Annotated in this window: 18 protein-coding genes; 7 read left to right on the top strand and 11 right to left on the bottom strand. The window is 45.8% G+C overall.

Features of this window, described 5'->3' with window-relative positions; genetic code table 11:
- Window positions 1-3 precede the first annotated feature (3 nt).
- The 10 genes from P0M28_RS20630 to P0M28_RS20585 all read right to left on the bottom strand — a co-directional run bounded on the left by P0M28_RS20630 (window position 4) and on the right by P0M28_RS20585 (window position 15,261).
- On the bottom strand, window positions 4-1,806 hold the full coding sequence (locus P0M28_RS20630) for a carbamoyltransferase family protein (RefSeq protein ID WP_302204742.1): 1,803 nt from the start codon (window positions 1,804-1,806) through the stop codon (window positions 4-6).
- Between the two features lie 45 nt (window positions 1,807-1,851).
- Window positions 1,852-2,241: an SxtJ family membrane protein gene (locus tag P0M28_RS20625; RefSeq protein WP_302204740.1), complete on the bottom strand. Its 390-nt coding sequence runs from the start codon at window positions 2,239-2,241 to the stop codon at window positions 1,852-1,854.
- A gap of 158 nt (window positions 2,242-2,399) precedes the next feature.
- Window positions 2,400-2,549 (bottom strand): DUF5989 family protein, encoded by a 150-nt coding sequence (locus P0M28_RS20620; RefSeq protein ID WP_302204738.1) that lies wholly within the window; start codon window positions 2,547-2,549, stop codon window positions 2,400-2,402.
- A 4-nt stretch (window positions 2,550-2,553) separates the two neighbouring features.
- Window positions 2,554-4,464, bottom strand: a complete 1,911-nt coding sequence (locus P0M28_RS20615) for an SGNH/GDSL hydrolase family protein (RefSeq protein ID WP_302204737.1) — start codon at window positions 4,462-4,464, stop codon at window positions 2,554-2,556.
- A gap of 30 nt (window positions 4,465-4,494) precedes the next feature.
- Window positions 4,495-6,048 carry an FG-GAP repeat domain-containing protein gene (locus P0M28_RS20610; protein WP_302204735.1) on the bottom strand — a complete coding sequence of 518 codons (1,554 nt, stop codon included), beginning with the start codon at window positions 6,046-6,048 and terminating at the stop codon, window positions 4,495-4,497.
- A 4-nt stretch (window positions 6,049-6,052) separates the two neighbouring features.
- Window positions 6,053-7,903: a right-handed parallel beta-helix repeat-containing protein gene (locus tag P0M28_RS20605; RefSeq protein ID WP_302204733.1), complete on the bottom strand. Its 1,851-nt coding sequence runs from the start codon at window positions 7,901-7,903 to the stop codon at window positions 6,053-6,055.
- 542 nt (window positions 7,904-8,445) lie between these two features.
- Window positions 8,446-10,017, bottom strand: coding sequence for a RagB/SusD family nutrient uptake outer membrane protein (locus P0M28_RS20600; protein ID WP_302204731.1), 1,572 nt, complete (start codon window positions 10,015-10,017; stop codon window positions 8,446-8,448).
- Window positions 10,018-10,028: 11 nt separating this feature from the next.
- Window positions 10,029-13,520, bottom strand: a complete 3,492-nt coding sequence (locus tag P0M28_RS20595; RefSeq protein ID WP_302204729.1) for a SusC/RagA family TonB-linked outer membrane protein — start codon at window positions 13,518-13,520, stop codon at window positions 10,029-10,031.
- 43 nt (window positions 13,521-13,563) lie between these two features.
- Window positions 13,564-14,535: a FecR family protein gene (locus P0M28_RS20590; RefSeq protein ID WP_302204726.1), complete on the bottom strand. Its 972-nt coding sequence runs from the start codon at window positions 14,533-14,535 to the stop codon at window positions 13,564-13,566.
- A gap of 153 nt (window positions 14,536-14,688) precedes the next feature.
- Complete coding sequence (locus P0M28_RS20585; protein WP_302204724.1) at window positions 14,689-15,261, bottom strand: RNA polymerase sigma factor; 573 nt, start codon at window positions 15,259-15,261, stop codon at window positions 14,689-14,691.
- Between the two features lie 211 nt (window positions 15,262-15,472).
- Here P0M28_RS20585 and P0M28_RS20580 point away from each other — a divergent pair, with 211 nt between their 5' ends.
- From P0M28_RS20580 to P0M28_RS20565, 4 genes are all read left to right on the top strand, one after another.
- The gene (locus P0M28_RS20580; protein ID WP_302204722.1) at window positions 15,473-16,441 is read left to right on the top strand and encodes a DUF2027 domain-containing protein; all 969 of its coding nucleotides are present in this window, start codon (window positions 15,473-15,475) and stop codon (window positions 16,439-16,441) included.
- A gap of 447 nt (window positions 16,442-16,888) precedes the next feature.
- Complete coding sequence (locus P0M28_RS20575) at window positions 16,889-18,151, top strand: toxin-antitoxin system YwqK family antitoxin (protein WP_302204719.1); 1,263 nt, start codon at window positions 16,889-16,891, stop codon at window positions 18,149-18,151.
- A 266-nt stretch (window positions 18,152-18,417) separates the two neighbouring features.
- Window positions 18,418-19,233, top strand: coding sequence for an aldo/keto reductase (locus P0M28_RS20570; RefSeq protein ID WP_302204718.1), 816 nt, complete (start codon window positions 18,418-18,420; stop codon window positions 19,231-19,233).
- 137 nt (window positions 19,234-19,370) lie between these two features.
- Window positions 19,371-19,592, top strand: a complete 222-nt coding sequence (locus tag P0M28_RS20565; protein WP_302204717.1) for a hypothetical protein — start codon at window positions 19,371-19,373, stop codon at window positions 19,590-19,592.
- Between the two features lie 3 nt (window positions 19,593-19,595).
- On the opposite strand, the gene P0M28_RS20560 is transcribed toward P0M28_RS20565, so the two are convergent.
- Window positions 19,596-21,719 carry a bifunctional aldolase/short-chain dehydrogenase gene (locus tag P0M28_RS20560; protein WP_302204716.1) on the bottom strand — a complete coding sequence of 708 codons (2,124 nt, stop codon included), beginning with the start codon at window positions 21,717-21,719 and terminating at the stop codon, window positions 19,596-19,598.
- Window positions 21,720-21,994: 275 nt separating this feature from the next.
- Between P0M28_RS20560 and P0M28_RS20555 the strand changes: the two genes are divergently transcribed.
- From P0M28_RS20555 to P0M28_RS20545, 3 genes are all read left to right on the top strand, one after another.
- Window positions 21,995-22,531 carry a nitroreductase family protein gene (locus P0M28_RS20555; protein ID WP_302204715.1) on the top strand — a complete coding sequence of 179 codons (537 nt, stop codon included), beginning with the start codon at window positions 21,995-21,997 and terminating at the stop codon, window positions 22,529-22,531.
- Window positions 22,532-22,635: 104 nt separating this feature from the next.
- Complete coding sequence (locus tag P0M28_RS20550; protein WP_302204714.1) at window positions 22,636-23,217, top strand: YfiT family bacillithiol transferase; 582 nt, start codon at window positions 22,636-22,638, stop codon at window positions 23,215-23,217.
- Window positions 23,218-23,291: 74 nt separating this feature from the next.
- A complete protein-coding gene (locus P0M28_RS20545; protein ID WP_302204713.1) occupies window positions 23,292-24,389 on the top strand; it encodes a Gfo/Idh/MocA family protein in 1,098 nt (365 codons plus the stop codon).
- The last annotated feature ends 17 nt before the right edge of the window (window positions 24,390-24,406 follow it).

The raw sequence follows: 24,406 nt of genomic DNA, 5'->3' as shown, positions 1-24,406 counted from the left end.
ACTTCACTGCTTTATAACCAGAAAATTCTCCATGACTAATGCATCCATCTCGGTTTGCTGAAAACAACGTAGTGCATCGGCAGGAGTACAAACAATCGGTTCATCGCGCACATTGAAGCTGGTGTTGACTAGCAAACTGTACCCTGTTTGTTTTTTGAAGGCTCGCAACAGTTGAGCAAAGCGAGGGTTTGTCCGCTCGTCTACCGTTTGAATACGCGCCGAATAGTCTACGTGGGTAACCGCCGGAATATCGGATCGGGCCTGAGCCAGTTGGTTTCGCCAATCTTTATCTTCTTGGAGCTGTTCAACTGAGCAACGACGGCTTTCTAATACTGGTCGTACCAGCAGCATGTAGGGTGATGGAACATCCAGATCAAAATAGTCCGCTGCATCTTCTTGCAGCACGCTAGGGGCAAAGGGGCGAAAATTTTCCCGAAACTTTACCTTCTGATTGAGCCGTAGTTGCATCTCAGGGTGGCGAGCGTCAGCTAGAATACTACGATTACCTAACGCCCGAGGCCCAAACTCCATGCGTCCCTGAAACCAGCCAACGACTTTACCATCCGCGAGCAGTCGCGCTGTTTGCTCAGCTAGTTCGACAAAGTTCTCATAGTAGGTAAAGCCAATATTCTGACGATAAAGTAATTGTTCAATTGTTCGCTGAGTAAACGAAGGGCCTAAGTAGGCTCCCTGCATACTGTCTGAAGTGTTGGCCGTCCGAGGGGCTTGTTGTCCAATGTACCAACCCGCCAAAGCGGCTCCCAGTGCACCTCCGGCATCACCGGCAGCAGGTTGTATCCAAATGTTATCAAACAATCCGCTGTCCAGCAGTTTTCCATTGGCTACACTATTCAGGGCTACCCCACCCGCCATTGTCAGATTCTTACTTTGGGTAAGAGAGCGAGCGGTAGTAGCTAATCGAAGTACGATCTTTTCGGTAACTTGCTGAATAGCTAGCGCCAGATTAGTGTATTCAGGAAGAATTTCGGATTCGGGAGAGCGACGGGGAATACCGAAGAGTCGGTTCCACTTGCGGTCATCGGTCATACGCAATCCGCCCATAAACTTAAAATAGCTCATATCTAGCTGAATGGATCCGTCTTCTTTCAAACTAACCAACTCACTTGAAATCTTTTCTCGAAAGTATTGGGTCTGCTTCGCTGTAGGATTACCGTAGGGAGCTAACCCCATAAGTTTGTATTCTCCGCCATTTACTTTAAAACCCAGGTAGTACGTGAACGCTGAATACAGCAGCCCTACCGAATGCGGAAAATGAAGTTCCCGCAGCATCCGAATCTGGTTACCTTGTCCGTGGCTGATGGTGGTGGTTGCCCACTCGCCTACTCCATCAATCGTTAAGATTGTGGCTTCCTCAAACGGGGAAGGATAAAACGTGCTGGCCGCGTGGGATAGATGGTGTTCCGTAAACTGGATAGGAGCCGTGAATTTACCCAACGTAACTAATTCACGACGAATGAGTCGGCGGAGGAAGAGTTTATCTTTTACCCAAACCGGAATAGCAGTGAGGAAACTTGTAAGACCTCGGGGAGCAATAGCGTGGTAGGTTTCCAGTAATCGCTCAAATTTTAGCAGTGGTTTATCGTAAAATATAATGCTATGAACTTGGCCAATATCGACACTAGCCTCGGCTAACACGTAGCGTATTGCGTGAATAGGAAAAGAGGCATCGTGCTTAATTCGCGTAAACCGCTCTTCCTGCGCTGCCGCAATAATACGTCCGTCAATCACTAAAGCAGCCGCACTATCGTGATAGAAAGCCGAAATTCCGAGGATCGTATACCGCACGTACTACTAAAATAGGTAAGAAGAATGCATTGATAGAGTTGGCACCTAAAATGAATTTTCTAAATCAGAGGTGGTAAACATATGATCTCTTTTTTTAAACATCGATTTACTGTTCTGTCGCAGTTGCAGAGAATCATGGCCCAACCACCGCCGAATGGTACCAATGGGAGTAATTATGAGAAGAAAAACTACCGTTAGCAGCAAGGGCGAAACGATCGTACTTAGTATGTTTCCGAGTGAGAACCAGAATATAGCTACCGGATACAGAATCTTAGGAACTAATAGTCCGATACCCGCCAGAGTAGCTGCTGCAATAAACCAACCTGAATGATCTGTTACAAAACCCACAATTACACTAAGAATAATAGCGACCAAACTAGTTTCTAGCAACTGTAACTGACTAATTTGCGCGACAATGATTTTGGGTGGTTTCATAGTTTATATCTATTGTGTTCAGGTGTTTATGGATTCGGGTGTTAGTGTGTTATGGTTCTTGGTGTTATAGTATTTTAGCGTACCGTTCAGAGTTTGATAAGAGTAAATCGGGTGACGATTGCTGATTACATTGACACTTGAACACCATAACACATTGGCTAAAATATTGAATAAATAAACGGAGCTAAGGCGGAACCACTGGTCGCTACAATCAGAAACCCGATCAGTATCAGTAGAACGAGCGTAGGAATTAACCAGTACTTCTTGCGGGTTTGAACGAATAACCAAAATTCTCTTAGCGTTCCCATAGGTTCAGTTTTGTATCTTTTTCATCAGCGTAATCGCTTGCTGGTGGTTTGGCTCTTGATTCAGTACCGCCTGCAAATATCCTTCAGCAGTATCCTGCTTACCCAATAGCAGATAGCTTTCTGCTAATTGGATCATTTTTCCGGTATCATTTTTCAGTAGATCAGCCTTTTCAGTCAGTACTTGTATTGATTTAATTGCCCCAACTAAACGAAAGCTCAATACGTCAGTAGATTCCCGATCCATGATGTACTGAAGATAGGGCAAAGCTTCTTCCAATGCATCAGCTTTAATAAAATTGATCGCAATTTTACGAGCCAACGAGGCCGATTCTTCCCGAGCCAAGGCTCGCTGAAATAAATAATCCGCTTTCTGAATGTCGTTGAGTTGAAGAGCCAGTCCGGCAGCTTTGGTGAAGAACTGAACTTCGTTGGGGTGCTCTAAGGTAATTGCCTCGGCTACTTTTAGAGCCTCTTTATAGTTTTGATTCTGGTAGTAGTGCTGGTATAATCGCTCCATTGCTTCTTCCCACGAAATTTGCTGAACAGTCAATGCCCCGGCAATCGCTTCGGGTAGCGTACGATTGGCAGTGTCAAGCTCAGCGATGGGTTCGTAGAAAGGCCAGCCTTCTTTGAGTATCATTATCTCATAAGCTCCTTTCAGTGAATCTACTTCGGTAATGGGCATTTCTCGGTACGCCGTTTCCCAATCGGATGCTAGTTTCCAATCGATATCAATCATACCTTCTTCCCGCAACTGCTGGTAAAACGCATCGGCAATTAACGAGTACCCCAACTGGTTAGGGTGTACGTGTTCCAGCAGCACTTCATTTCCGATAATTCCGTGGGGTACTTGAGCTTCCAAATGCGCCCGGGCATCTACTAAATGTACGTTAGGAAACTGCTCCGTTAGTTCACGAATAATATTGTTCAACGCTCCAGGAGCCCGGAAGCGAAGCATGTCCAGTTCTTTCGCTTGTACAAAATGCTGCTTAGCTAGGGAAAAGTCTTTTCGCTGATAAGCTGCTTTCCCCAGTTGATAGACATATTCTGCCGAAGATTCTTCTTGTGTACTATCGCTGATAAAGGGTGTAAGGTCTTTCTCATTACTCACCAGCGTGCTGATGAACGTAGGAATATTCTGTTCATTTAAAGTTGACAGGGTTGCAGTAAGGTTAGCTTCGTATTGCCGAATTCCTTTCTGGTACAAGTCAGACTCGTAGGCAATAGACTGTTCGGCGGTCATCCGCTTCATCAAGTTCTCTTGCAAATCTGATTTGGATACTGAGGGTTTGAATAGATCTAATGTATTGATAAGCAATTGTACCAACCGCCACTCCCGTAGTTGCAGTATTAACCGGACGATAGTAGGGTTATTGCCTACGGCGGTAGTTGACCCTACTCCCAAAGCTCCGTAGTATTCATTATGACCGGCGTAGATAAGCACCGCATCCGGCCGATAATCGACCAATTGTTCGGCAAAATCCAGCACCGTATAAGAGTTAACGGCAGTGAGGGCTAGGTTAATCACCTCAATCGTCTTATCAGGAAACGTCCGGTTTAGTCGGTACTGAAGGTGGCGGTGAAAGGAACCGTTGTGGAGATAAGGGTAACCCACGGCGGTTGATGCGCCCAGCACAAAAACCCGAAAGGTACTAGCACCTTTACTTTTGAGAAAAGGCTCTTGGTAGCCTACCGTTGCATTAGCGTTTTGGGAGAAATACTTTTCCGAAACCTGCGGATTCATTACCCAATAGTCGGCATTGGTTTCGCTGGTTACAAAGAGAGGATAGTCAGTTCCGTAGCCTACTATTCTCAACCCGCCTTCCAACGTAAGTAGAAGCAGAAACGGAAGCAGTATCGCAATGGCCTTAAACCATTGGGTTCGTTGCTTCGATATGGTAGGTGGTGAACTCATACGGTAAAACTATCCCTAAAATAGCGAAAATTAGGATGGGTTTTGACGGTTTTCTAAAATCACGTAGGGCGGACCTTCCTTCCACTGCCGATCCAGCGTTCGATCAAAGCCTCCGGCGGTAGAACAATTACCCAGCACCAAATCTAGGTCTCCGTCTTGGTCTACGTCTCCGGCATCTAACGTAATCCAACGACCTAGTTTATGAATCGGTAATGTGCTGGCTTGAAACTGAAATTGATTTTGGTTTTCCAGATAAACAAATCCCTCTTCAGGCCGATGAGCGTAATCAGCAAAGAAGGAAACTGCCGCAATATCTAAATCATTGTCCCCATCAAAATCTCGGGCAATTGCTCGGTAGGCTCCGTTCATCGGAAAAAAGTAGGTTTGTTCGTACTGCTGATCGCCCTGATTTTGGAAAATGTACACTCCGTGGTAGGGTTTCAATACAGTAGAGTAATCAGCATTATCACCGCAGGTATACAGAATATCCAGTAAGCCATCTCCATCAAAATCGGCTAATTCAAAGTAACTGGAACCGTAGGAAGGCGGAAAACGTAACAGAATTTTTTCTTCAAAAGAACCATCACCCAGGTTTTGGTAAAGCGCAATTCGCTCGTCGCCTTGTCCCCAGAGCACGAATATATCCATCTTTCCGTCTTGGTCAACATCTTGTGGAATAGCCCACTGAGCCCCGGCTTCGTTCCGAATAACCGATTCTTGGTAGCTACCCGATTCGTCCTGCTGCCAGAACGAAAGTCTTCCGTTCAGATAGCCAAAACTACAGGTGAGCAATTCAGGGTTTGTATCTCCTACTAAATTCACGTAAAGTGCCTGCGTTACTCGAGGTAAATCCGGTAAGTCTAATTTCTGATAGCTCAACACCGTATCGCTCGCGAGAACTACCTCAGCAACTTCTCCCGAGGGGCGGTCTTCAGGGCGAATGTTTTCTCCCAAATAAGTAATCAGTAGTGATGACTGATCCGGCTGGTTGCTAGAAAAAGACTGAATATGGCTTATCAGTTTGGTCTGGGACAACAGTGGCTGAGCTTCCCACTCCGAACCAATCGTGAGTAGTTGACCCTGGGTATGGTCAGCGACGAGCATTTGCTGCGTTTCTTGGTGAAAATAAACGCAGGTGGCAGCCGGAGGCAGCTTTTTCTCAGGTTGGTGGAATGCAAACTGTTTGGTGATGGGTAACGAATCCGATATAACCGGCAGGCTTTCGGGAGCCAGCGAATCGTAGAATTGGACAATCTTTTCCCAGTCTTCGGTAGAAATTAGTGCGGGGCGCGGATACAGTCCGGTTTCGGTGAGATGATAGTAGGCCTGCTGAATTTTAGATTCGTTGATGTTGGCTGGGGCAATACCCATCCGCAGCGCCATTTGCGGAAGCACGCTTCCTTGCCAAGTAGCTCGATCCAGCAAATCCGGCTCGGGAAAGGCATGGCAGCTGCTACAGTGAGTTTGGGCAAGTTGTTCAGGCTCACTGAGTGAGTCCGCTTGGCCGCAAGCTACTAGCCAACTGCTTACCCACACGAAAATGGCTTGGTACAGTACTTTTGATATTTGATTGACTGACTGCAAAGTATCAGGGGTTTACGACGAAACCTTTATTACCAGTGATAGTACCATTGGACTCACTGAATTCATCAATAACAATGTCGGCCTCAATTGCCCCATCGTAGTGATTACCGCTAAACTTTACGTTATTGCAGTGCATGATCTTAATAACCGGTTCATCGGGAAAAATAGGCTCAAACGTATCAGTTTTGATAATTTCGTTGCCTTCAAAAACCAGTCCGTCTACTGAGTAGGCCGAGAGGATGGGGCGATCAAACGTTCGGATGGTATTATTAATAATTCGGATATTTTGATTGTAAAACCCGGTTTTAGCTGCCAACGATTTATTCTTTATTTCAGGGTTGATGACGATGACCGGCAAACCTACTCCGGCCCGCCCGAGGTCAATAAATTCGTTGTTGCTGATTAGAACATCGGTTACGTTTCCCGACTCGTAAAACCATAGCATTTCTCCCCAGTTTCTCACCCCCTGCATGCTGGAATAAAACCGGTTATTGGTGATTACTGATTTTCCGGGTGTTTTAACCAGAACGCTTCTGGCCCAGTTTTTTCCGATAGAGCAACCCGTCATTTCCAGTTCGGCTACCCAACTAATATTCTCCAGCCCCATCTCCGGCATTGTATTCTTGATAGAATCTTCCGCTGTAATCTCAAAGTACGAATCATTGAGGTAGCGAATATCTTTCACTACCAGTGTTTCGCCCGTAGGCAGTAGTGTCTCTCGGTTGATAAAGCGGATGGTGTCACCGGGTAAAGCAAATTGAAAACCTACTTGCTGCCGATGCACTACTCGGCCACTCAGGGTAAAACCATCAATCAGCCCATCCGCTGCTGCGTAATTTCCGTGAATGTTAAGTCCATCGTCGAGCTGGCTCTCGAACAAACAGTCTTTCAACACTACTTTCCCTTTGCAGTTCGCAAAGTGCGTAGCATCGGCCGTAACCGATACGATGCGGTCAGAGTTGGGAGTAGGAATAACCTGTACTCTCTCTAGCCGAATATCCCCACTTCGTTCGCCAATGACCCCCATCCCGGCTGCCGAGTGAATTTTTACGTCCGTTAGCGATACCTGGAAGGAGTTAAACAGATGAATGGATGGTGCAGCTCGGTTGATCCGGTACTCAGGATGTCGCCATTTGGCAATAAAGTTCCACCCTGGCTCGGGTAGAGAATCTACTTGATTGTACACCCGAATAGTTCGGTTGCCCAAATCTTGTAGTTGGTAATGAGGCTCGTTATGGGCATTCCAGTGCTTGGGGAAAATTTGGGCGAGTTTATAGACCGGATAGCCCGTATCAGGATCAAACCAAAAATTACCCGAAATTAGATACTCTTTACCAAAGGTATCGAACAGCACATCGTTGTTGCTCACTCGGTACTTTACGTAGTCAGCAAACTGTAAGTCGTAGTAAGCACTATCTCGGTTGACTGCTACAATTTTTCCTTGTACATAAAATGGTATGTCCCAGTCAAACGAAAGATTTTTTACCCGTATGTTCTTAGAGCGGTGAATTACACTGCCCATCATCAGGCCGTGCAGAATAATTTTTGATCCCTGCCCATCAATCTCCAGGTCTTCCTGCTCAATAATAGGCAATGCGATGCTTTTGAGGCCATTTTCGTTATTAGTGATGCTTACATACTGCTGAAAAGCCTTTTCCGGATGGCAGTGGTAGGTAGCTGGAGGAATGAGCAGTTTATCGGCTTTTTCTTTCTTGCAGGCTTCTAACGCGTGGTAGAACGCGAGGCTGGCATCCTGATACTTATCCAGATAATCAGCTAAATAAATCACCTTCTCCACCGCCCAAACCGGAGAAAAAGTAAACGTCAGCAATAAAATTAGCAACCCCTTATGCATGAGACTTTATAAAGAAGGCCGGGTAAGTAAATACCCAGCCTTCAAGAAACTTGTTTTCCCTAAAAATACCTAATATTCGCCGCTCTGAATGATACTCAGACTAGTATCTAATTCTTGCTGCGGATATAGTTAAGTAACAACTTTTCTGATCGTGTAAAAATTGGGAAACAATTTTTTCAATAGTCAGTGTCACAGTCACAGTACTTGACATACCCCCCTCGTCCACTACAGTATACTTCTGCTGCCTGCCAATCTTGATTACTAGCACAATCACCTGCAATACCACCGCCATTGCTACAGTAATAGAAGCAATTTTCTTGCACAAAAGAAACTTCTTCTATACCAATACCTTGGCTATAAACTTCAGGCAGCGAACCATTCGGTTCTTGATGTTCCGTAAAACCAGGTAGTGCTATCAGAAGTGCCACAAGAGAAGCACTAAGAATACTAGCCTTCCTTCCTGCTGGGGAAAGCAAAAGAAATAAATGTCTGCTACATCTTCTCATGACCATTATAATTTAAGGTTAAAGATAATTGAACAGTTAATACCCTGTACTCTGAGTGATATTAGGGTTAGTATCTAATTCTTGCTGCGGAATGGGTAGATAATAGTCTTCTGAATTGTAGATGACCGTGCCCGAGCGGACGCTAGGATACTTCGCTAGCTCTTCTTCCACAATGTCCCAGCGGGTGATATCGTACCAGCGCTGGCCTTCGGCAAATAGTTCTCTGAATCGTTCTTCCCGAATAGAGTCCCGCAGTTGGGTGCCTCCCAGCACGTAATCCACCGAAGCATCGGGGGCATCAGGGTCAAGACCGTAAGCCCGACGACGGACTTTATTCATATATTCTGCTGCTATAGCATCACTCCCTTGAGCATTCATAGCCTCAGCGTACATCAGGTAGATATCAGCTAGGCGGGTGAGCGGTAAATTTGCCCCAAAGTTATTGTTCGTAGAGTATACGGAGTAGTCAACAGGCACCCACTTGCGGAAGCTCCAGCCAATAGCGTCAGCATCACCAACCATAGGTTCTAATATCCGAGTGGTACCATCACCAAAAACGACTGAATCCACCCCTGGTTCTAAAGCGTTGACTCGCAGACGAGGATCATTGCCAAATCGTAGTATATTTACATCGTGCGGATACACGTTGCTCCATCCAGTTCCTTTAGGTGCGATTTGCAGCGCAATATTAGCTCCCAAACCGCCCTGCCAAGCACTTTCTTGTAGGTCGGTAGAAAAGTTAATTTCAAACAGTGACTCGGAGCTAAACTCATTTTCTCCGTTAAACAAACCTTGGTACTCCTCAAACGGCACTAATGAGAACATCCCGCTATTGATGATTTCTTCGAAGTAGCCTTGAGCAGTAGGGTAATCTTCGTAGTTCATATACACCTTACCCAATAAGGCTTTTGCTGCAAAAGCGTCAGCACGGGCGGTATTGTCCCCTTCCCAACTATCGGGCAAAGCCGCTTCGGCAGCCTCCAGATCACTGATAACCTGTTGATAAATTTGGTCTACGGTAACCCGTTCTACAAACATTTCTTCGCGGGTGGCGGCAACATCCAGAATTAATGGAATACCCATCGCATTAGGGTTCCTAGCCGGAATATCCATTCCCCACAAGCGAATCATATGGAAGTAGAAGAATCCACGCAAATAAGAAGCTTCGCCGATCATTTCATTGATCCGAGCTACTTCATCCGCCGGGGGTTCTTGGGTTTCTACGTATTGATTAGCATTGTTGATAAAATCATTGGATCGAGCAATACCTCGGTAGAAAGCTCGCCAAAAGTTCTGAACTAAATTATTATCGGCGGTTATTTCGTTACGATAGAGTTGATTCCAGCCGTCAGTTCCTAGCCAATCTTGGTTGGCCGTTTTAGGCAAACCGAAATGTACTTTAGGCCAGAGATCCGCCCCAAATAGGTCGTGGGGCTTCATGGCGGAGTATACTGAAGTAAGCGAAAGCTCTAAGTCATTGATGTTTTGAAAAAATTCACCAGCATTAATCTCGTTAGGATTAGCTACATCTAACGGGTCTTCTGAGCATTGGCTAAACAGTAGTAATGCCAGTGCTAGGTAAAGTGTGTTATTCAGAAATCGTTTCATAGTCATGTATATTAAAAGCCAAGTTGAAGTCCAGCCGAAACTAAAGTGGTTTGAGGATACTGGCGAAAGTGATCTACTCCTCGTTGCGTATTAGCGTTGTTTGAGTTCTCACTGCCTACTACTTCCGGGTCAATTCCCTCGTACTGGGTAATGGTCAGAATATTCTGGGCATTCACAAAAATACGAGCTTGAGTAAGTCCGAGCCGATCTAACACAGGGTTAGGCAGCGTATAACCCAGCTGAATATTGCGTAAGCGAAGGAAAGAACCGTCTTCTATATGGTAAGAAGATGGCTGTCGAAAGTTTCCATTAGGATCAGTCGCAATAAGGCGAGGATGCTCAGTCGGATTTTCAGGTGTCCAAGCTTCAAATGCCAAATCGCTAGTATTGTAATCGCTAAACACAGTGCGCGTGTAGGCTTTAGGCGCATTAAATAAGTCTACTCCTTGTACTCCCTGGAAGAACACCGTGAAGTCAAAATTACGGAAGGTAATGTTAGCATTTAATCCGTAGATCATTTTGGGCCAAGGATTACCGATATACGTCCGGTCATCGGGAGTAATTACCCCGTCGCCATCTACGTCTCGGTACTGTAAGTCGCCAGGGGCAGTAGACTGGTTTTGGTAAACTCCGGTGGGGGAAGCTTCGTTCAACGCATCAATCTCAGCCTGGGTTTGGAAGATACCAATTGCATCCAGACCAAAGAAGGTTCCCATGGGTTGCCCAGCTTCGGTGATAGAAGTATTACCACGGTAGCCGTGACCACCACCACCCGCTAGAATTTGCTGATTGTCATCTAATGCTCTTACTTCATTTTGGTTCCAAGCTGCATTACCAGTAATATCAAAGGTCCAATCACCTACATTCTGACGGTAATTTAGGGCTAGCTCAAGTCCTCTATTTTCTACTTCACCAATATTTAGCTGAGTACTCTGCGGATTCCTGTTCTCCTGTGAAACTCCGTATGAAGTAGGTAATTGTACTCCAATCAGCATATCGGTGGTATTCTTGATGTAGTAATCAGCGGTGATATTGAAACGGCCATCCAATAATCCCACATCAATTCCAATATCAGTTTGGACAATTTCCTCCCATTTCACCTCTTGGTTAGGGAAGCGACTTAGGTAAAACCCTCGCACCTTATTTCCTCCCGACTGTCCGGTAGGGTCAAATGCGTAAGTAGAGCGAGTGTTACGGTAGGTGGGAGAGAAAATATAATCGCCAATACGATCTGAACCAAGTATACCCCAACTAGCTCTAAACTTTAGGTCTGAAAGCCAATCAATATTTTGCATAAACTCCTCTTCAATAATGCGCCATCCGGCAGAGAAGGAAGGAAAAACCCCAAACTGATTAGCCGTACTGAAGCGGGAAGAGCCATCGCGACGCACACTGGCACTAAACAGATATTTACTGTCAAAGCTATAATTGATCCGACCAAAGAGTGACTCTAATCGGTACTGATCGTCAATCGTAGTACGATCCGAGATGTCCACTGCTCCAGTAGCCAAGGCAAAACTACGGGCAAAGTTTACAGGGAAATCTTGAGCAGTAGCTGTAAAGTCTAAACCATCACGACGAAAGCTTTCGTATCCCCCCATTACGGTAAAGTCATGCTTGCCTAGCGATTTATTGTAAGTTAATACTAAGTTGGTATTTAACTCTTCAGCATCACGGCTACGCATGGTGAGCGAGTTAATGGGATTAGAGAGTGCACCGTAGCTGAATGATTCTCTAAAGTGCTCTCGTTGAAGAGCCGCAATGTTTACCCCTACGCTACCGCGTAACATTAAACCATCTACAATGTCTACTTCACCGTATACATTACCATTGATCCGGTTTACCTTGTGCAGAATATGGTTTTGCATTTGCTGTGCTACGGGATTAGGTCCTTGAAAGTACGATGCTGCCGTTCCCCAACCACCGAAGGGGTTACTTTCATCGCGCACGGGCATAATTGGAATTGCCCGGAACACCGTTTGTAAGTCACCGCCGTCATTGGCCGTGGGATTTTCCCGGGTACGGGAAACTAACAGAGATTGTCCCAGTCGCACCCGCTTGCCAACTTTATAATCAGAATTAGCGCGTAGGGCAAATCGCTCAAACCAGTTGTTAATCATCACCCCTTCTTCCCGGTCGTAAGCACCAGAGACGAAAAATGATGCGTTTTCATTTCCGCCAGAAATGGATATGTTGTGCATCTGCTCGATACCACTGCCGTCAAACACTTCGTCTACCCAGTTGGTATTAGGTAAGCTTTCCGGGTTATTCCAAGCGGGTTCCGGGTCTTGTCCAGCATTGCTTCGGGCAATAGAGCTAGCTCGTACAAAATCTTCGGTGCCTAACATGTTAGGAAGTGGTCGAGGTTGGCGTACTCCTACCTGGGTATTGAAGTTTACCTTTACCCGCCCTTCGGCTCCGCGCTTAGTAGTTACTAAAATTACCCCGTGAGCCGCGCGAGCTCCGTAGATCGCTGCTGCCGAAGCATCTTTCAGAATCTCCATCGACTCTACATCGTTAGGGTTGAAGAAATTACCGGGATCCATCGGCACTCCGTCTACAATCCACAGCGGGTCGGTATTTCCGATAGAACCCGAACCTCGGATATTTACCCGGGCGGGTGCTCCCGGACTTCCTTCGGTACGCATCACTTGCACTCCCGCCGCTCGCCCCTGTAGAGCATTTTCCAAACGACGCTCGGAAAGGCGGGTAATATCTTGGGATTCTACCGATGAGATGGCTCCGGTCAAATCTGATTTCTCCTGCGTACCGTATCCGACCACTACTACTTCCGAAAGTGCCTGGATATTGGGTAGCATGGATAGGTTGACTACGCTCTGGCCACCAATTTCCACTTCTTCTGTTTCGTAACCTACTGATGAGAAAACCAGTATTTCAGCATTATCGGGTACCGTAAGACGGTAATTACCTTCAATGTCGGTCACTGTTCCGATAGTAGTAGCTTTGACCAATACATTAACCCCCGGCAAAGGTTCATTTTCTTCATCGGTTACTTGCCCGGAAATGTTTCTTTCTACTGTTACCGGATTCTGTAATGGCAGATTCCTCAGACGGTTCAGGGTATTCACGTGAGCTTCGCGCAAGCTTTGCTCGGCAGATGGTTCTTCATCCGAAGATTTCACCTCATCAGATTCTGGATAGATACCGTAAATCTGTTCACTAATTTTCTCGTACTGCAACCCCAGAGGCTGAAGCACCGCCTTTAGTATTTCTTCCAGTGTTTCCTTTTCCTGAAGAGCCCGAACAGATGCTCTTTTTCCCTCAACCAATTGGCTGGCATAGTTAAACCGTATGTCGTGTTCGGTTTCTAATGTCTCCAGCACAAACTTAAGGCTACCGCTCTCCTGCCGGGGCACAGTCACTTCTGGTACCGCGGGAAACGGAGTAGATAGGGCTACTGTTTGGGCGAACGCCGAACTACTGCTCAGCACGGCCAAAAGCAGTATCCCGCTACGAATAAAATGGGGTAAAACGCTACTCATAGTTACAAAGGTTTATTTGATAGGTAATTGATTGCATGTATTTTTAAGGCTTCCGCCTAACCACGTACTCACCGTTTATCTCTTCTATACTTAGGGAGAATGACTTTTCTAGTGTTGTAAATAGTACTGATATATTATCGGCAGGAGCAGATCCGGTAAACGTTAGCTCACCCACAGCAAAATTGGCAAATCGTAACTGCAGACCGTAGTTATCAGCCAGCACTTGTTGTATTTCCCGTAGCGACTGATTATCGAAGTACAGCTCATTTTCTTTCCAGGAAGATGCGTGAGTTTCGCCCCCAATTTTCTCTACCGAGAACAACTGTTGCTGGTTCACCTGAACTGCTTCACCCGGCTCCATAGCTACTAATTCATCATCACTCTGAGGTGACCTTAGACGAACTTTTCCTTCATCCAACACTACTTGGGTAATACCCCGACGATCTTTTACATTAAAGGCAGTGCCTAATACTTCAATATCTACTTGGGCAGTATGCACAATCATTTTTACTGGTTGGTTCGATGGTGCTTGTCGACGAGTAATTTCAAAGTACGCTTCGCCACTCAGCCATACTTCGCGGGTAGTATTTTCGGCTAAGTCAGAGGAATAAGTGATTTTAGAATTGGCATTGAGGTAGACTATTGAGCTATCCGGTAGCACCAGCGTTTTTACTTCGCTGTACTGAGTTTCGTACGTTTGGGTATGAGGTAAGAGGTAGTACCAAGCTGCTAGCACAGTCAGTACTCCGGTAAGAGAAGCAGCGATATACCATTTCTTCTTTGCTAAAAAACGATGCTCTGAGGTGGTTTGACTGGCTACTACCGATTGGTATATCCGGTCTGAGGTAGCTGTGTCCGGTTGGGGCACATCCGAAAGTTCAGCCCAGAGCGCGTGTAGCACTTCATCATAATCTTTAGCTTCGCTTTGAAGCAAATAGCGATAAAGCTGTCGTTTTTCTTCCGTAGTACAGTATCCGTTCAGATACTTTTGTAGCAACTGCTTAGCGTAATCCATGCGAACTGTTTCTGAAACAACGTACCCAATAAATACAGTCGAAAGAAAGGAGAGGACTACGCTAGTAAAAAATTAACTATATTTTACACCATGTGCAATGAATAAACAGATATGTTACAAATTATCTAACCAATAGCCAGGTTGTTTGCGGATCTAGAAAAACAGCAGAAGTATGGTGGCACTGGCGGAACGGTAGTTAAGTAAAAAACCTTTAACCGTTTTAGTAGCCTTGGTTAGCTGCGATTTTACTGTGGATAGTGATATTCCTAAAGCAGTAGCAATTTCAGCCGGTAGGTACCCTTCTTCAAAGTGCATCTTATAAATAATCTGTCGCTTTTCGGGAAGGGAGTTGATAAGCTCATCGGTAAGCTGCTGGCATTCTGCCAATGCCAGATCATCTTCAGTAACTGTAGAGCTATTATTCACCCATAAATTACTAAGATGAGCCTGATTTGCTTTTTGCTTTAGATGATTAAATGCACAATTGCGGGTAATTGTATATAAGTAGTGCTCTAAAGAACGGCTTGCATCAACCAGATGTCTCTTCTCCCATAGCCGAATAAAAACCTGCTGGGTGACTTCTTCTGCTTCAGTAGGTGATTTAGTGATTTTTAGACTAAAGGCATAAACCTGCGCGTGAAGTGTGTCAAATATACGACGAAATGCTTTAGGGTTGCCCTGAATAAAACGTTTTACTAACGACTCGGTGATAGCAACATTCGGCATATTTCTTAGAGAACTTATAACTGACGTATTACATATACATCTAATTTTACGAAATTGTTACCATAAACCAAAAATAGTGAATCACTGGCGCGTTAATGTGTTGTTGTTAGTCAGCTAATTAAACAACACAGCAAAAGCTTAATCGTACAATAATTATTACTTAAATAATATACTAGACCTCACTTTTAACGCATTTAAAGCAGAATAAACGATGAAAATAGGAGATAAAGTCCGCATGTTGCGGGGCAGCGAAGAAGGGGTAATTACCCGCTTTTTGGAGAAAAACCTGATCGAGATTGAAATTGAAGATGGCTTTGGTATTCCGGTGCTTCGCAGCGATGTGGTGGTGGTTGCCCAAGAAGAGAAAAACTACTTTGAGAAACCCGAACGGGCTACCTCCCGCCCTTCTATGGCTGATGAAAGCACCACTAAACCTCAGCAGCAGGGAATTTATTTCGCTCATGTAGCGATTAATGATAAGCAGCTTTCGCTACACTTAGTGAATGCTACCGATTTTGAACTACCCTTCTCAGTAGGCGAAGATGCTCAGGGAGATTACCGTGGTATTAACGCCGGCCTACTTTCCCCCCAAGGTACAGTTAAGCTGAAGAATGTGCAGATAGCCGAGTTCGATCAGTGGCCTACTCTAATTGTGCAGTTAATCTTTCACCGCACGGGTTACTTTACTCTACGTGAACCTCTGCAACGACGCGTTCAATTTAAGGCTAATACTTTCTTCAAAAGTAAGGCTACCGCTCCGGTGCTGAACAAACCCGCTTTTGTTTTTCGGATAGATGAGCAAACGGGTAAACCCCTTGACCCGGAGAAGCTTAAAGAGAGCATGTTTATGCGACAGGAAGAACAGGGTGTTGAGACACCAATATCACAACTAGAGCGGCCACCGCGCGAAGTAGACTTACATATTGAGAAGCTTACTTCGGCGTATGATACCATGAGCAACCCCGAAATGCTGGAGCTGCAGCTAAAAATTTTTGAAGAGAAGCTAGATCAGGCGATTGCTACCGGAATGGATGAAATCACCTTTATTCACGGAGTAGGTAGCGGAGTGCTGCGCGATGCTATCCACAAACGCTTATCGAAGATCAAGAACATTAATTATTTTCAAGATAGTATGCGCGATAAATTTGGCTACGGTGCCACCCGGGTTCAAATAAAATAGATTACCCGATCGTTAGGGCTAATAAGCAATGAGCAGAGGACAATTAACAATGTACCGTTGATAATTGATAGTGGATGGAAAACGGAGACCGTGAGCAATGGGCAATGAACAGTGTGCAATGAGCAATGAGCAATGAGTAATGACTGATGAATCATGATGAATTGGCGTGGGACACTGTGCAGTAGACAATGAGCAATGGGTAAAGCTAAATTCCGTACATCAAACTACGCTAACACTTTAACACCTGAACACTTCATTCTAACCCGCGCAACGGTCGCCTGTAATCTAATGACCAGGGACCAGGCTTCCATAGAAAACTGTGGACTGTAGACTATCGACCGTAGACTAATAACCAATCAGCAATTGAACCATTAAGTACCCAACAAATTATTAACAACTGCTCAAAACAGCTATATTATGCGAAGTGTTGTGTTCATTTTTATAGTAATGAGCTGGAATTTGTCGGCACAAACCCCGCTAGATACTACCCAGATTATCACCTACTACGATTCGGCTCAAACCATACCCAAAGCAAAATATTTTATTCTAGACAACGACAGCACCCGAGCCCACGGCGACTACGTGCGTTACTTTCCTGATGGAAGTGTCTCCGCCCGAGGAGTATTTGACGACGGTAAGATGATTGGCACCTTCCGGGAATTCTACCCGAATGGAGCAGTACAACGAGTAATTCCTTACCAAGCCGGTAAAAAAGAAGGAGCCGTAGTGGTACTTACCCCTACCGGAGACACCCTGCAAACGGCTCACTTTCAAGCCGATAAAATGGAAGGTGAGTTGCGGGCTTACCACGAAGATGGCTCACTCAAAAATAAAACTACTTTCGTAAACGATAAGCCCGATGGCCTCATCGAGTCGTATTATCCCAACGGAAATTTGCGAGAGCAGCTTACCTATGAGCAGGGTAAACAACAGGGACCAGTACGCCAGTTTTACGAGGACGGAACACTCCGCAACGAAGGCACTTACCTGAACTCTAGCCTGGAAGGGCCATATACTGAATATTATCCCAATGGGAAAATAGCCAGCCAGACCAGTTTTCGCCAGGGGCAGCGGCAGGGTATCTCTCGCTCTTACACGTCCAGCGGTCAATTGGTAGTAGAAGAACCTTACGAAGATGGTTTTTTGAATGGTTCAGTTCGCTACTTTTACCCCGACGGTACTCCCAAAGCCGAGGGCACCTACAGAGCAGGAAAGCCGACTAACGAACATCGGGAATACTTTCCGAGTGGTGCTCTTCAGCAACGAACCATCCACCAACCCGACACAATATTCGTAGAGAAATACTACCAAGACCAGCAATTACGAGACCGACAGCAGCGCGTAAATGATAAACCGGCCGGGCGTTGGCAAGCTTACTACCCTTCCGGACAGTTGAAAGAAGAGCTGTTCTATCTGGCAGGCAAGCTCAACGACACAGCTACCTACTATCACGAAAACGGAAACGTGCAACGAACCGAGGTGTTTAAAGATGGGCGCAGAACCCAGACTACCAAAACCTATTACCCTTCCGGTCAGCTCAGGAGCGAAACTGAGTATTATGCCGGAGTAGCTCAGGGCGACTATCGTGCTTATCATGAAAACGGTCAGCTTAAGGAAGAGGGGCAGTACAACGGTGGCGAACCCTCCGGCACCTGGAAGTCCTACGATGAACAAGGAGAGTTACTAGAAAAAGAAAAGAAGCCTCGCTAATAAAAAACCCTTAGGTATTCAGCTTGGCTGCGATTCGTAGTTCAAGGGTTGTACTTTCTAAATTCCTTGGCTATTTTCTCATGGCTACAATGTAGTGATACTTTATCGTGAGAAGAGATATGGATAAAAAGCGACAATATGGTAGCTCAGCCTCACCCAGTCAAGCGTTTTATGATACTCTAGGTCTGGATAGCGCACAAACCTATTAGTCTCTCTGGTGTTAAGTAATCAGAAGATTTTTAACAACTGTAATCATTTATTATTCCATGATTTTCATAGACATGAACCAGGAGCGTATTCCAGTCTTGGGGCTGGGTACCTTTAGCCTCAAAGGACAAACCTGCCGCACCTCAGTAGCCGATGCTATTGCACTTGGTTACCGCCACATTGATACTGCTAAAATGTACGACAATGAGCAAGATGTAGGCTACGGCATTAAGGATGCCGCTATTAACCGAAACGATTTATTTGTAACTACTAAGATATGGCATACTGACCTGACCCGATCGGGAATCACTGCCGGACTGGAAGACAGCTTACAGAAATTGCAACTAGATTATGTGAATCTCACGCTTATCCACTGGCCTTCGGATAATATGAATTTGCAGGAATGTTTAGACACCTTGATGGAGTTGCAACAGCAAGGAAAAACTCGCCTAATTGGCGTAAGCAACTTTCCGGCTGATTTGCTGCAAGAAGCCCGATCTATTGCTCCGGTCATTTGCAATCAGGTAGAGTATCACCCTTACTTGAGTCAAAGCACAGTACTTAGTGCACTGCGCGAACACAACATGATGCTTACGGCCTATTGTCCCATTGCCAAAGGCGAAGTATTGGAAGACCAAAATTTGCTCGAGCTAGGAAAAAAATACGGAAAGTCGGCTACGCAAATTACGCTTCGGTGGCTGGTACAGCAAGAAAATGTGGCGGCTATTCCCAAAGCCAGTAGTCACGAACACCGCGCTGAGAACCTGAATATTTTTGACTTTTCGTTAACAGACGAAGAGATGGAAAGCATTCATTCTCTGAGTAAAAACCATCGGCTCATTAATCCAGATTTTGCTCCCGTTTGGGATGAGTAGTCATCACTCTTTGTGTTGAGCGAGTTATTCGTGCTACTGAACGAGGAGTAAGATGAGGTGAGCTAAATTTAAGCAGTAGGAACCGTAAAGAAAGTATCTTGAATAATTAGATAAAAAGAGCAAGATACCTTCTTTATATGGTTACTATTGATAAACTAAATACGGTTACGTTGGCATGTATGCTGCTGATAGAAGATCGCGAATTAGCCCAGCATCAAGAGGTTACGATTGTAGCAACGAAAGTATTGCGTAATGAACATTTACGAAAAAAATACTTTGCTTCAGTAAAAGAGTGGATACCGACTTCCGGCTATATTTCATTTCAGGAAATCGGTACTGCTGCTCCCCCAGATAATTAGCTTTTAGCGGACAAACGCCGGAGCTAAACCTCCGTCGACGTTCAGTACGTTTCCGGTACTTTTCTTCATTAATCCACTTACTAAAGCAAATACCCCGTTCGCAATATCTTCGGGCAAAATTGCTTCGTTGAGCAACGTTCGCTTTGCGTAGTGGTTAGGCAGCTCATCCTCCGAAACTCCGTAGGCTTCTGCCCGGCCTTTAGCCCAACCACCGGCCCAAATGTTGCTACCCTGAATTACTGCATCAGGATTGACCACATTCACTCGGATTTTATCTTTGCCTAATTCCGCCGCCAGCAAACGCGATAGATGTAACTGGGCAGCCTTAGCAGTGCCATAGGCAGCGTTGTTAGGCCCGGAAACCAGCGCATTTTTACTAACAATATTTACTACATCTCCCCCCAACCGCTGTTTACGCATAACATCTACGGCCGCTTGGGTCATCAGAAACTGCCCTTTCACCATCACATTTTGCTGCAAGTCCCAGTCACCCTCCGAAGTATCTTCCAGTGTTTTGGAAATAGACAGTCCCGCGTTGTTCACCAGAATATCTACTCCACCAAAGGCCAAAGCTGCCGCTTGTAACGACTGGTGAATGTCTTCCGGTTTAGTGACATTTAGTTGGGCTCCAATAGCCGAATCTTTGCCGTACTTCTCTACAAACTCTTTACGGGCTTCCTCCAGGCGCTCCTGATCCATATCGGAAAGAATAACGCAGGCACCTTGCTGTACAAACTTTTCGGCAATAGCTTTACCAATACCGCCCCCGCTACCGGTAATCAGCGCCACTTTTCGCGAGAGTGGCTTTTCGGGAGGCATCCGCTTTAGTTTGGCTTCTTCTAGCAGCCAGTACTCAATATTGAAGGCTTCTTGCAGCGGAAGCGATGTATATTCCGAGATAGCCTCCGAACCCCGCATTACATTAATTGCATTCACGTAGAACTCGCTAGCAACCCGAGCCGTTTGCTTGTTTTTAGCAAAGGTAAACATACCTACTCCGGGCCACAGAATTACTACCGGATTGGGATCTCGCATGGCCGGGCTATCGTCGTGCTTATGATTTTCGTAGTACTCGGCATAATCTTTACGATACTCCTGAAACGCGCCGTGCATTTGGTCGCGAACGGCTTTAGCATCCGATAAATCGGCATCAGCCGGAAGAAAATCTAATACCAGTGGACGAATTTTGGTTCGTAGAAAGTGATCGGGACACGATGTTCCCATAGGAGCAAGCTTAGATAAATCCTCACTGTTGATAAATTCCAGTACCCGATCATTATCGGTAAAATGCCCGATCATGGGTTGGTGGCTGGAACAAAGCCCTCGCAAGGTAGGAGCCAATTCAGCCGCTTGCTTCTTCCGATCTACTTCCGGTAAGGAATCGACCTTCATTCCACCAAATACCGGGCGGTCTTTTCCGGCATGTTCTTCAATGTATCGCGATGCTTTTTCGATAATCTCAAGGCTGTTCACGTAGCAATCGTAAGCATTGTCAGCCCAGGTGAACAATCCGTGGCTACCCAGCGTAATTCCTCGTAAGTCAGGATTATCCTGAATGCATTTCTCCAACTGTAGCCCCAGATCAAAGCCCGGCCGTTGCCAGTCTACCCAGCCAATCTGTCCTTCAAATAGCTCTTCGTTGATGCGCTTACCATCTTTGGCCGCCGCAATGGCAATGAGGGCATCAGGGTGCAGATGATCGATATGTTTGTAGGGTAAAAATGCGTGCAGAGGAGTGTCAATACTCGGAGCACGTGAATCCAGGTCGTAAAGACAATGGTAGAATAGTCCTACCATTTCATCTTCATGCTCTATACCTCGGTAGCGGTTTTTTAGGGCGTGTAGTCGCTCGTTAAATAGTCCAGCCAAGCCACTCCGGGTTAGCGACCCAATGTCTCCCCCCGAGCCTTTAATCCACATTACCTCGGTATCCTCACCGGTCAATGGATCTTTCTCAACCGTCTTGCAACTCGTGTTACCACCGCCGTAATTGGTAATTCGAAGATCAGACCCCAATATGTTGGAGCGGTAGAGTAGTAAAGCTACTTCATCGCCTTCTAGCGACTTCGCTTTTTCCTCGTCCCACAAATGATTTACGTATTTAAAGGTGGCGGTTATGCTTTCCATAAAGAATAGGTTTCGTAAAAAGGAAAAATTAATTTACAAAGGTGAAAATACAAAAAATCGGGCAAGCCTGCCATCCTGTGCCATCTTGTGCTTATCCCAAAACTTCCTTAAGATCAACCTACTAGCTACGCAGATTTAACCCTGGTATTGGAAGTTGATTATACCGCTCAGTCCAGACCGCAATTTACACTAGGCTCGTTGGTAAGAACCGCAACCTCTTCACCTACCTTTCCCGTTAGCAACGCATACACTTCTAAAGTACATTACCAACATCCATGAAATCATTAGACACATTAATTGAGCAGCGATACAGCCCCTACCATTTTGCTGAACAGCCAGTAAGCCAAGAGCAGTTGCAGCAGTTATTTGAGGCAGCCCAGCATGCTCCTTCTAGCTATAACGAACAGCCTTGGCGGTTTATCTACGCTACCCACGATCAGCCCGAGGCGTACCAGCAGTTGCTATCATGTATTAACGAATCTAATCGGGCGTGGGCACGACAAGCCTACGTATTAATGCTGAGCCTTGCGAAGAAACACTTCAGTCAAACCGAGAAACTCAACCGCCACGCTTGGCACGATACCGGAACTGCCGTTGGTTTTTTATTACTCAAAGCAACCGAACTTGATTTATACGCTCACCAAATGGCGGGATTCTTCCCTGATAAGGCTCGCGACGTTTTAAATATTCCCGATGAGTATGACCCGGTGGCAATGATGGCTGTGGGGTACTTAGGCAAAGAAGAACGCCCTAACAAACCGCGTAAAGCAGTACACGAGTTTGCCTTTACTGGGGATAAGTCAGTGTTATAGTTATATGGTGTTAGAGTGTAACATGTTCGGGTATTCGTGTTATCTTTAATGGTGTTGTGAAACATTGTTCAAGCTCATAAGACCCAGAATCAAAACACCTCGCGATGATCTCCTTAACACTGAACCCCGGATTAAATCTACTGAATAAAAGTATGACTGACGAATCTTTACGCTACCCTATTGGGCGGTTTTCGCCTCCGGCAGAGGTTACCGCCCAAGACCGAGAAAACTACCTAAATGAAATTAAAAAGCTTCCGGCTGCTATGCGAGAAGCCGTAGCAGGCTTAACGGACGACCAGCTGAATACTCCGTATCGGCCAGAGGGTTGGACACTACGGCAAGTAGTGCACCATGTGCCTGATAGCCATGCCAACAGCTACATCCGCTACCGCTGGACTCTTACTGAAAATCAGCCTACCATCAAAGCCTACTACGAAGATCGCTGGGGTGAGCTTCCTGATGCTTCATCGGCTCCTATCGAACCCTCGCTACAGTTGTTGGAGGCATTGCATCAACGCTGGTTGCTGTTGCTGCGAGCAATGACTGATAAAGACTACGCCCGTAGTCTTGTACATCCCCAAACCAGCAAAATTATTCGGTTAGATACTATGCTAGCCCTCTACGCCTGGCACGGCCAGCACCACGTCGCTCATATTCAATCATTAAAAGAGCGGGAGGGATGGTAAAAGAGCTGAGCTGCTTAATTCTGAGGTACTATTGAGAACAGGTTTTACTAAATTATTCTTCGTAAACTTGGTGTATGAAATGGACATACGCACTTCTATTCTTAGTAGGAATATCAACAACCTTTGCCCAATCCTCTAACGACAAGCCACTTCGGGTGGGCGTAGTAGGATTGGTACATACCCACGTTCACTGGATTTTGGGGCGGGAAGATCGGGGCGATATCAAAATTGTCGGAATTGTGGAGCCCAATCGCGAACTAGCCCAACGGTACGCTAATCAGCACGGTTACTCTATGGACTTGGTGTACGATGATCTGGAAACGATGCTAGATAAAACCCAGCCCGAGGCAGTTACGGCCTTCAATACTATTTACGATCACCTGAGTGTGGTAGAAACCTGTGCTCCTCGGGGCGTTCACGTGATGGTAGAGAAACCACTGGCAGTGAGCCTGGATCATGCTCAGCAAATGGCAAAGCTTGCTCGTCGACACAACATTCATTTGCTCACCAACTACGAAACCACTTGGTACGGCAGTAATCACGAGGCCTACCGCTTGGTACACGAAGAAAATGCAATTGGTGACCTACGAAAAATCGTCGTACACGATGGCCACCCGGGGCCGGAAGAAATTGGGGTGAATGAAGAATTTCTAGAGTGGCTTACCGACCCTAAGTGGAACGGAGCAGGAGCACTAACTGACTTTGGCTGCTACGGGGCTAACCTAATTACTTGGCTGATGCAGGGCGAACGCCCTACTTCCGTAACCGCAGTTACCCAGCAGATTAAACCGGATATCTATCCCAAGGTAGACGATGAAGCTACGATTATTGTGACTTATCCCGAAATGCAAGGTATCATTCAAGCCTCGTGGAACTGGCCTACCCATCGGAAAGATATGGAGATGTACGGCAAAACGGGCTACGTACACGCCCTCAATGCCACCAACATGCGCTTTCGCCCTAGCGAACAAGAAAGCGAGCAAACCTTAAAAGCCCAGCCACTAGAGAATCCCCAAGACGATCCGTTTGCCTACTTGACGGGAGTAGTGCGCGGAAATATAAAAGTTAAACCCACCGACCTTTCTGCCCTAGAAAATAACTTGGTGGTGATGGAGATTCTGGATGCGGCTATCCGCTCGGCAGAAAGTGGAAAGACGATTGAGTTAGATTGAGACAGAGGCATGAATAC

The sequence above is a fragment of the Tunicatimonas pelagia genome (assembly GCF_030506325.1).
Lineage (GTDB): Bacteria > Bacteroidota > Bacteroidia > Cytophagales > Cyclobacteriaceae > Tunicatimonas > Tunicatimonas pelagia.
The sequence above is the reverse complement of the archived record's forward strand: the minus strand, read 5'-3'. Positions and strand labels throughout refer to the sequence as shown.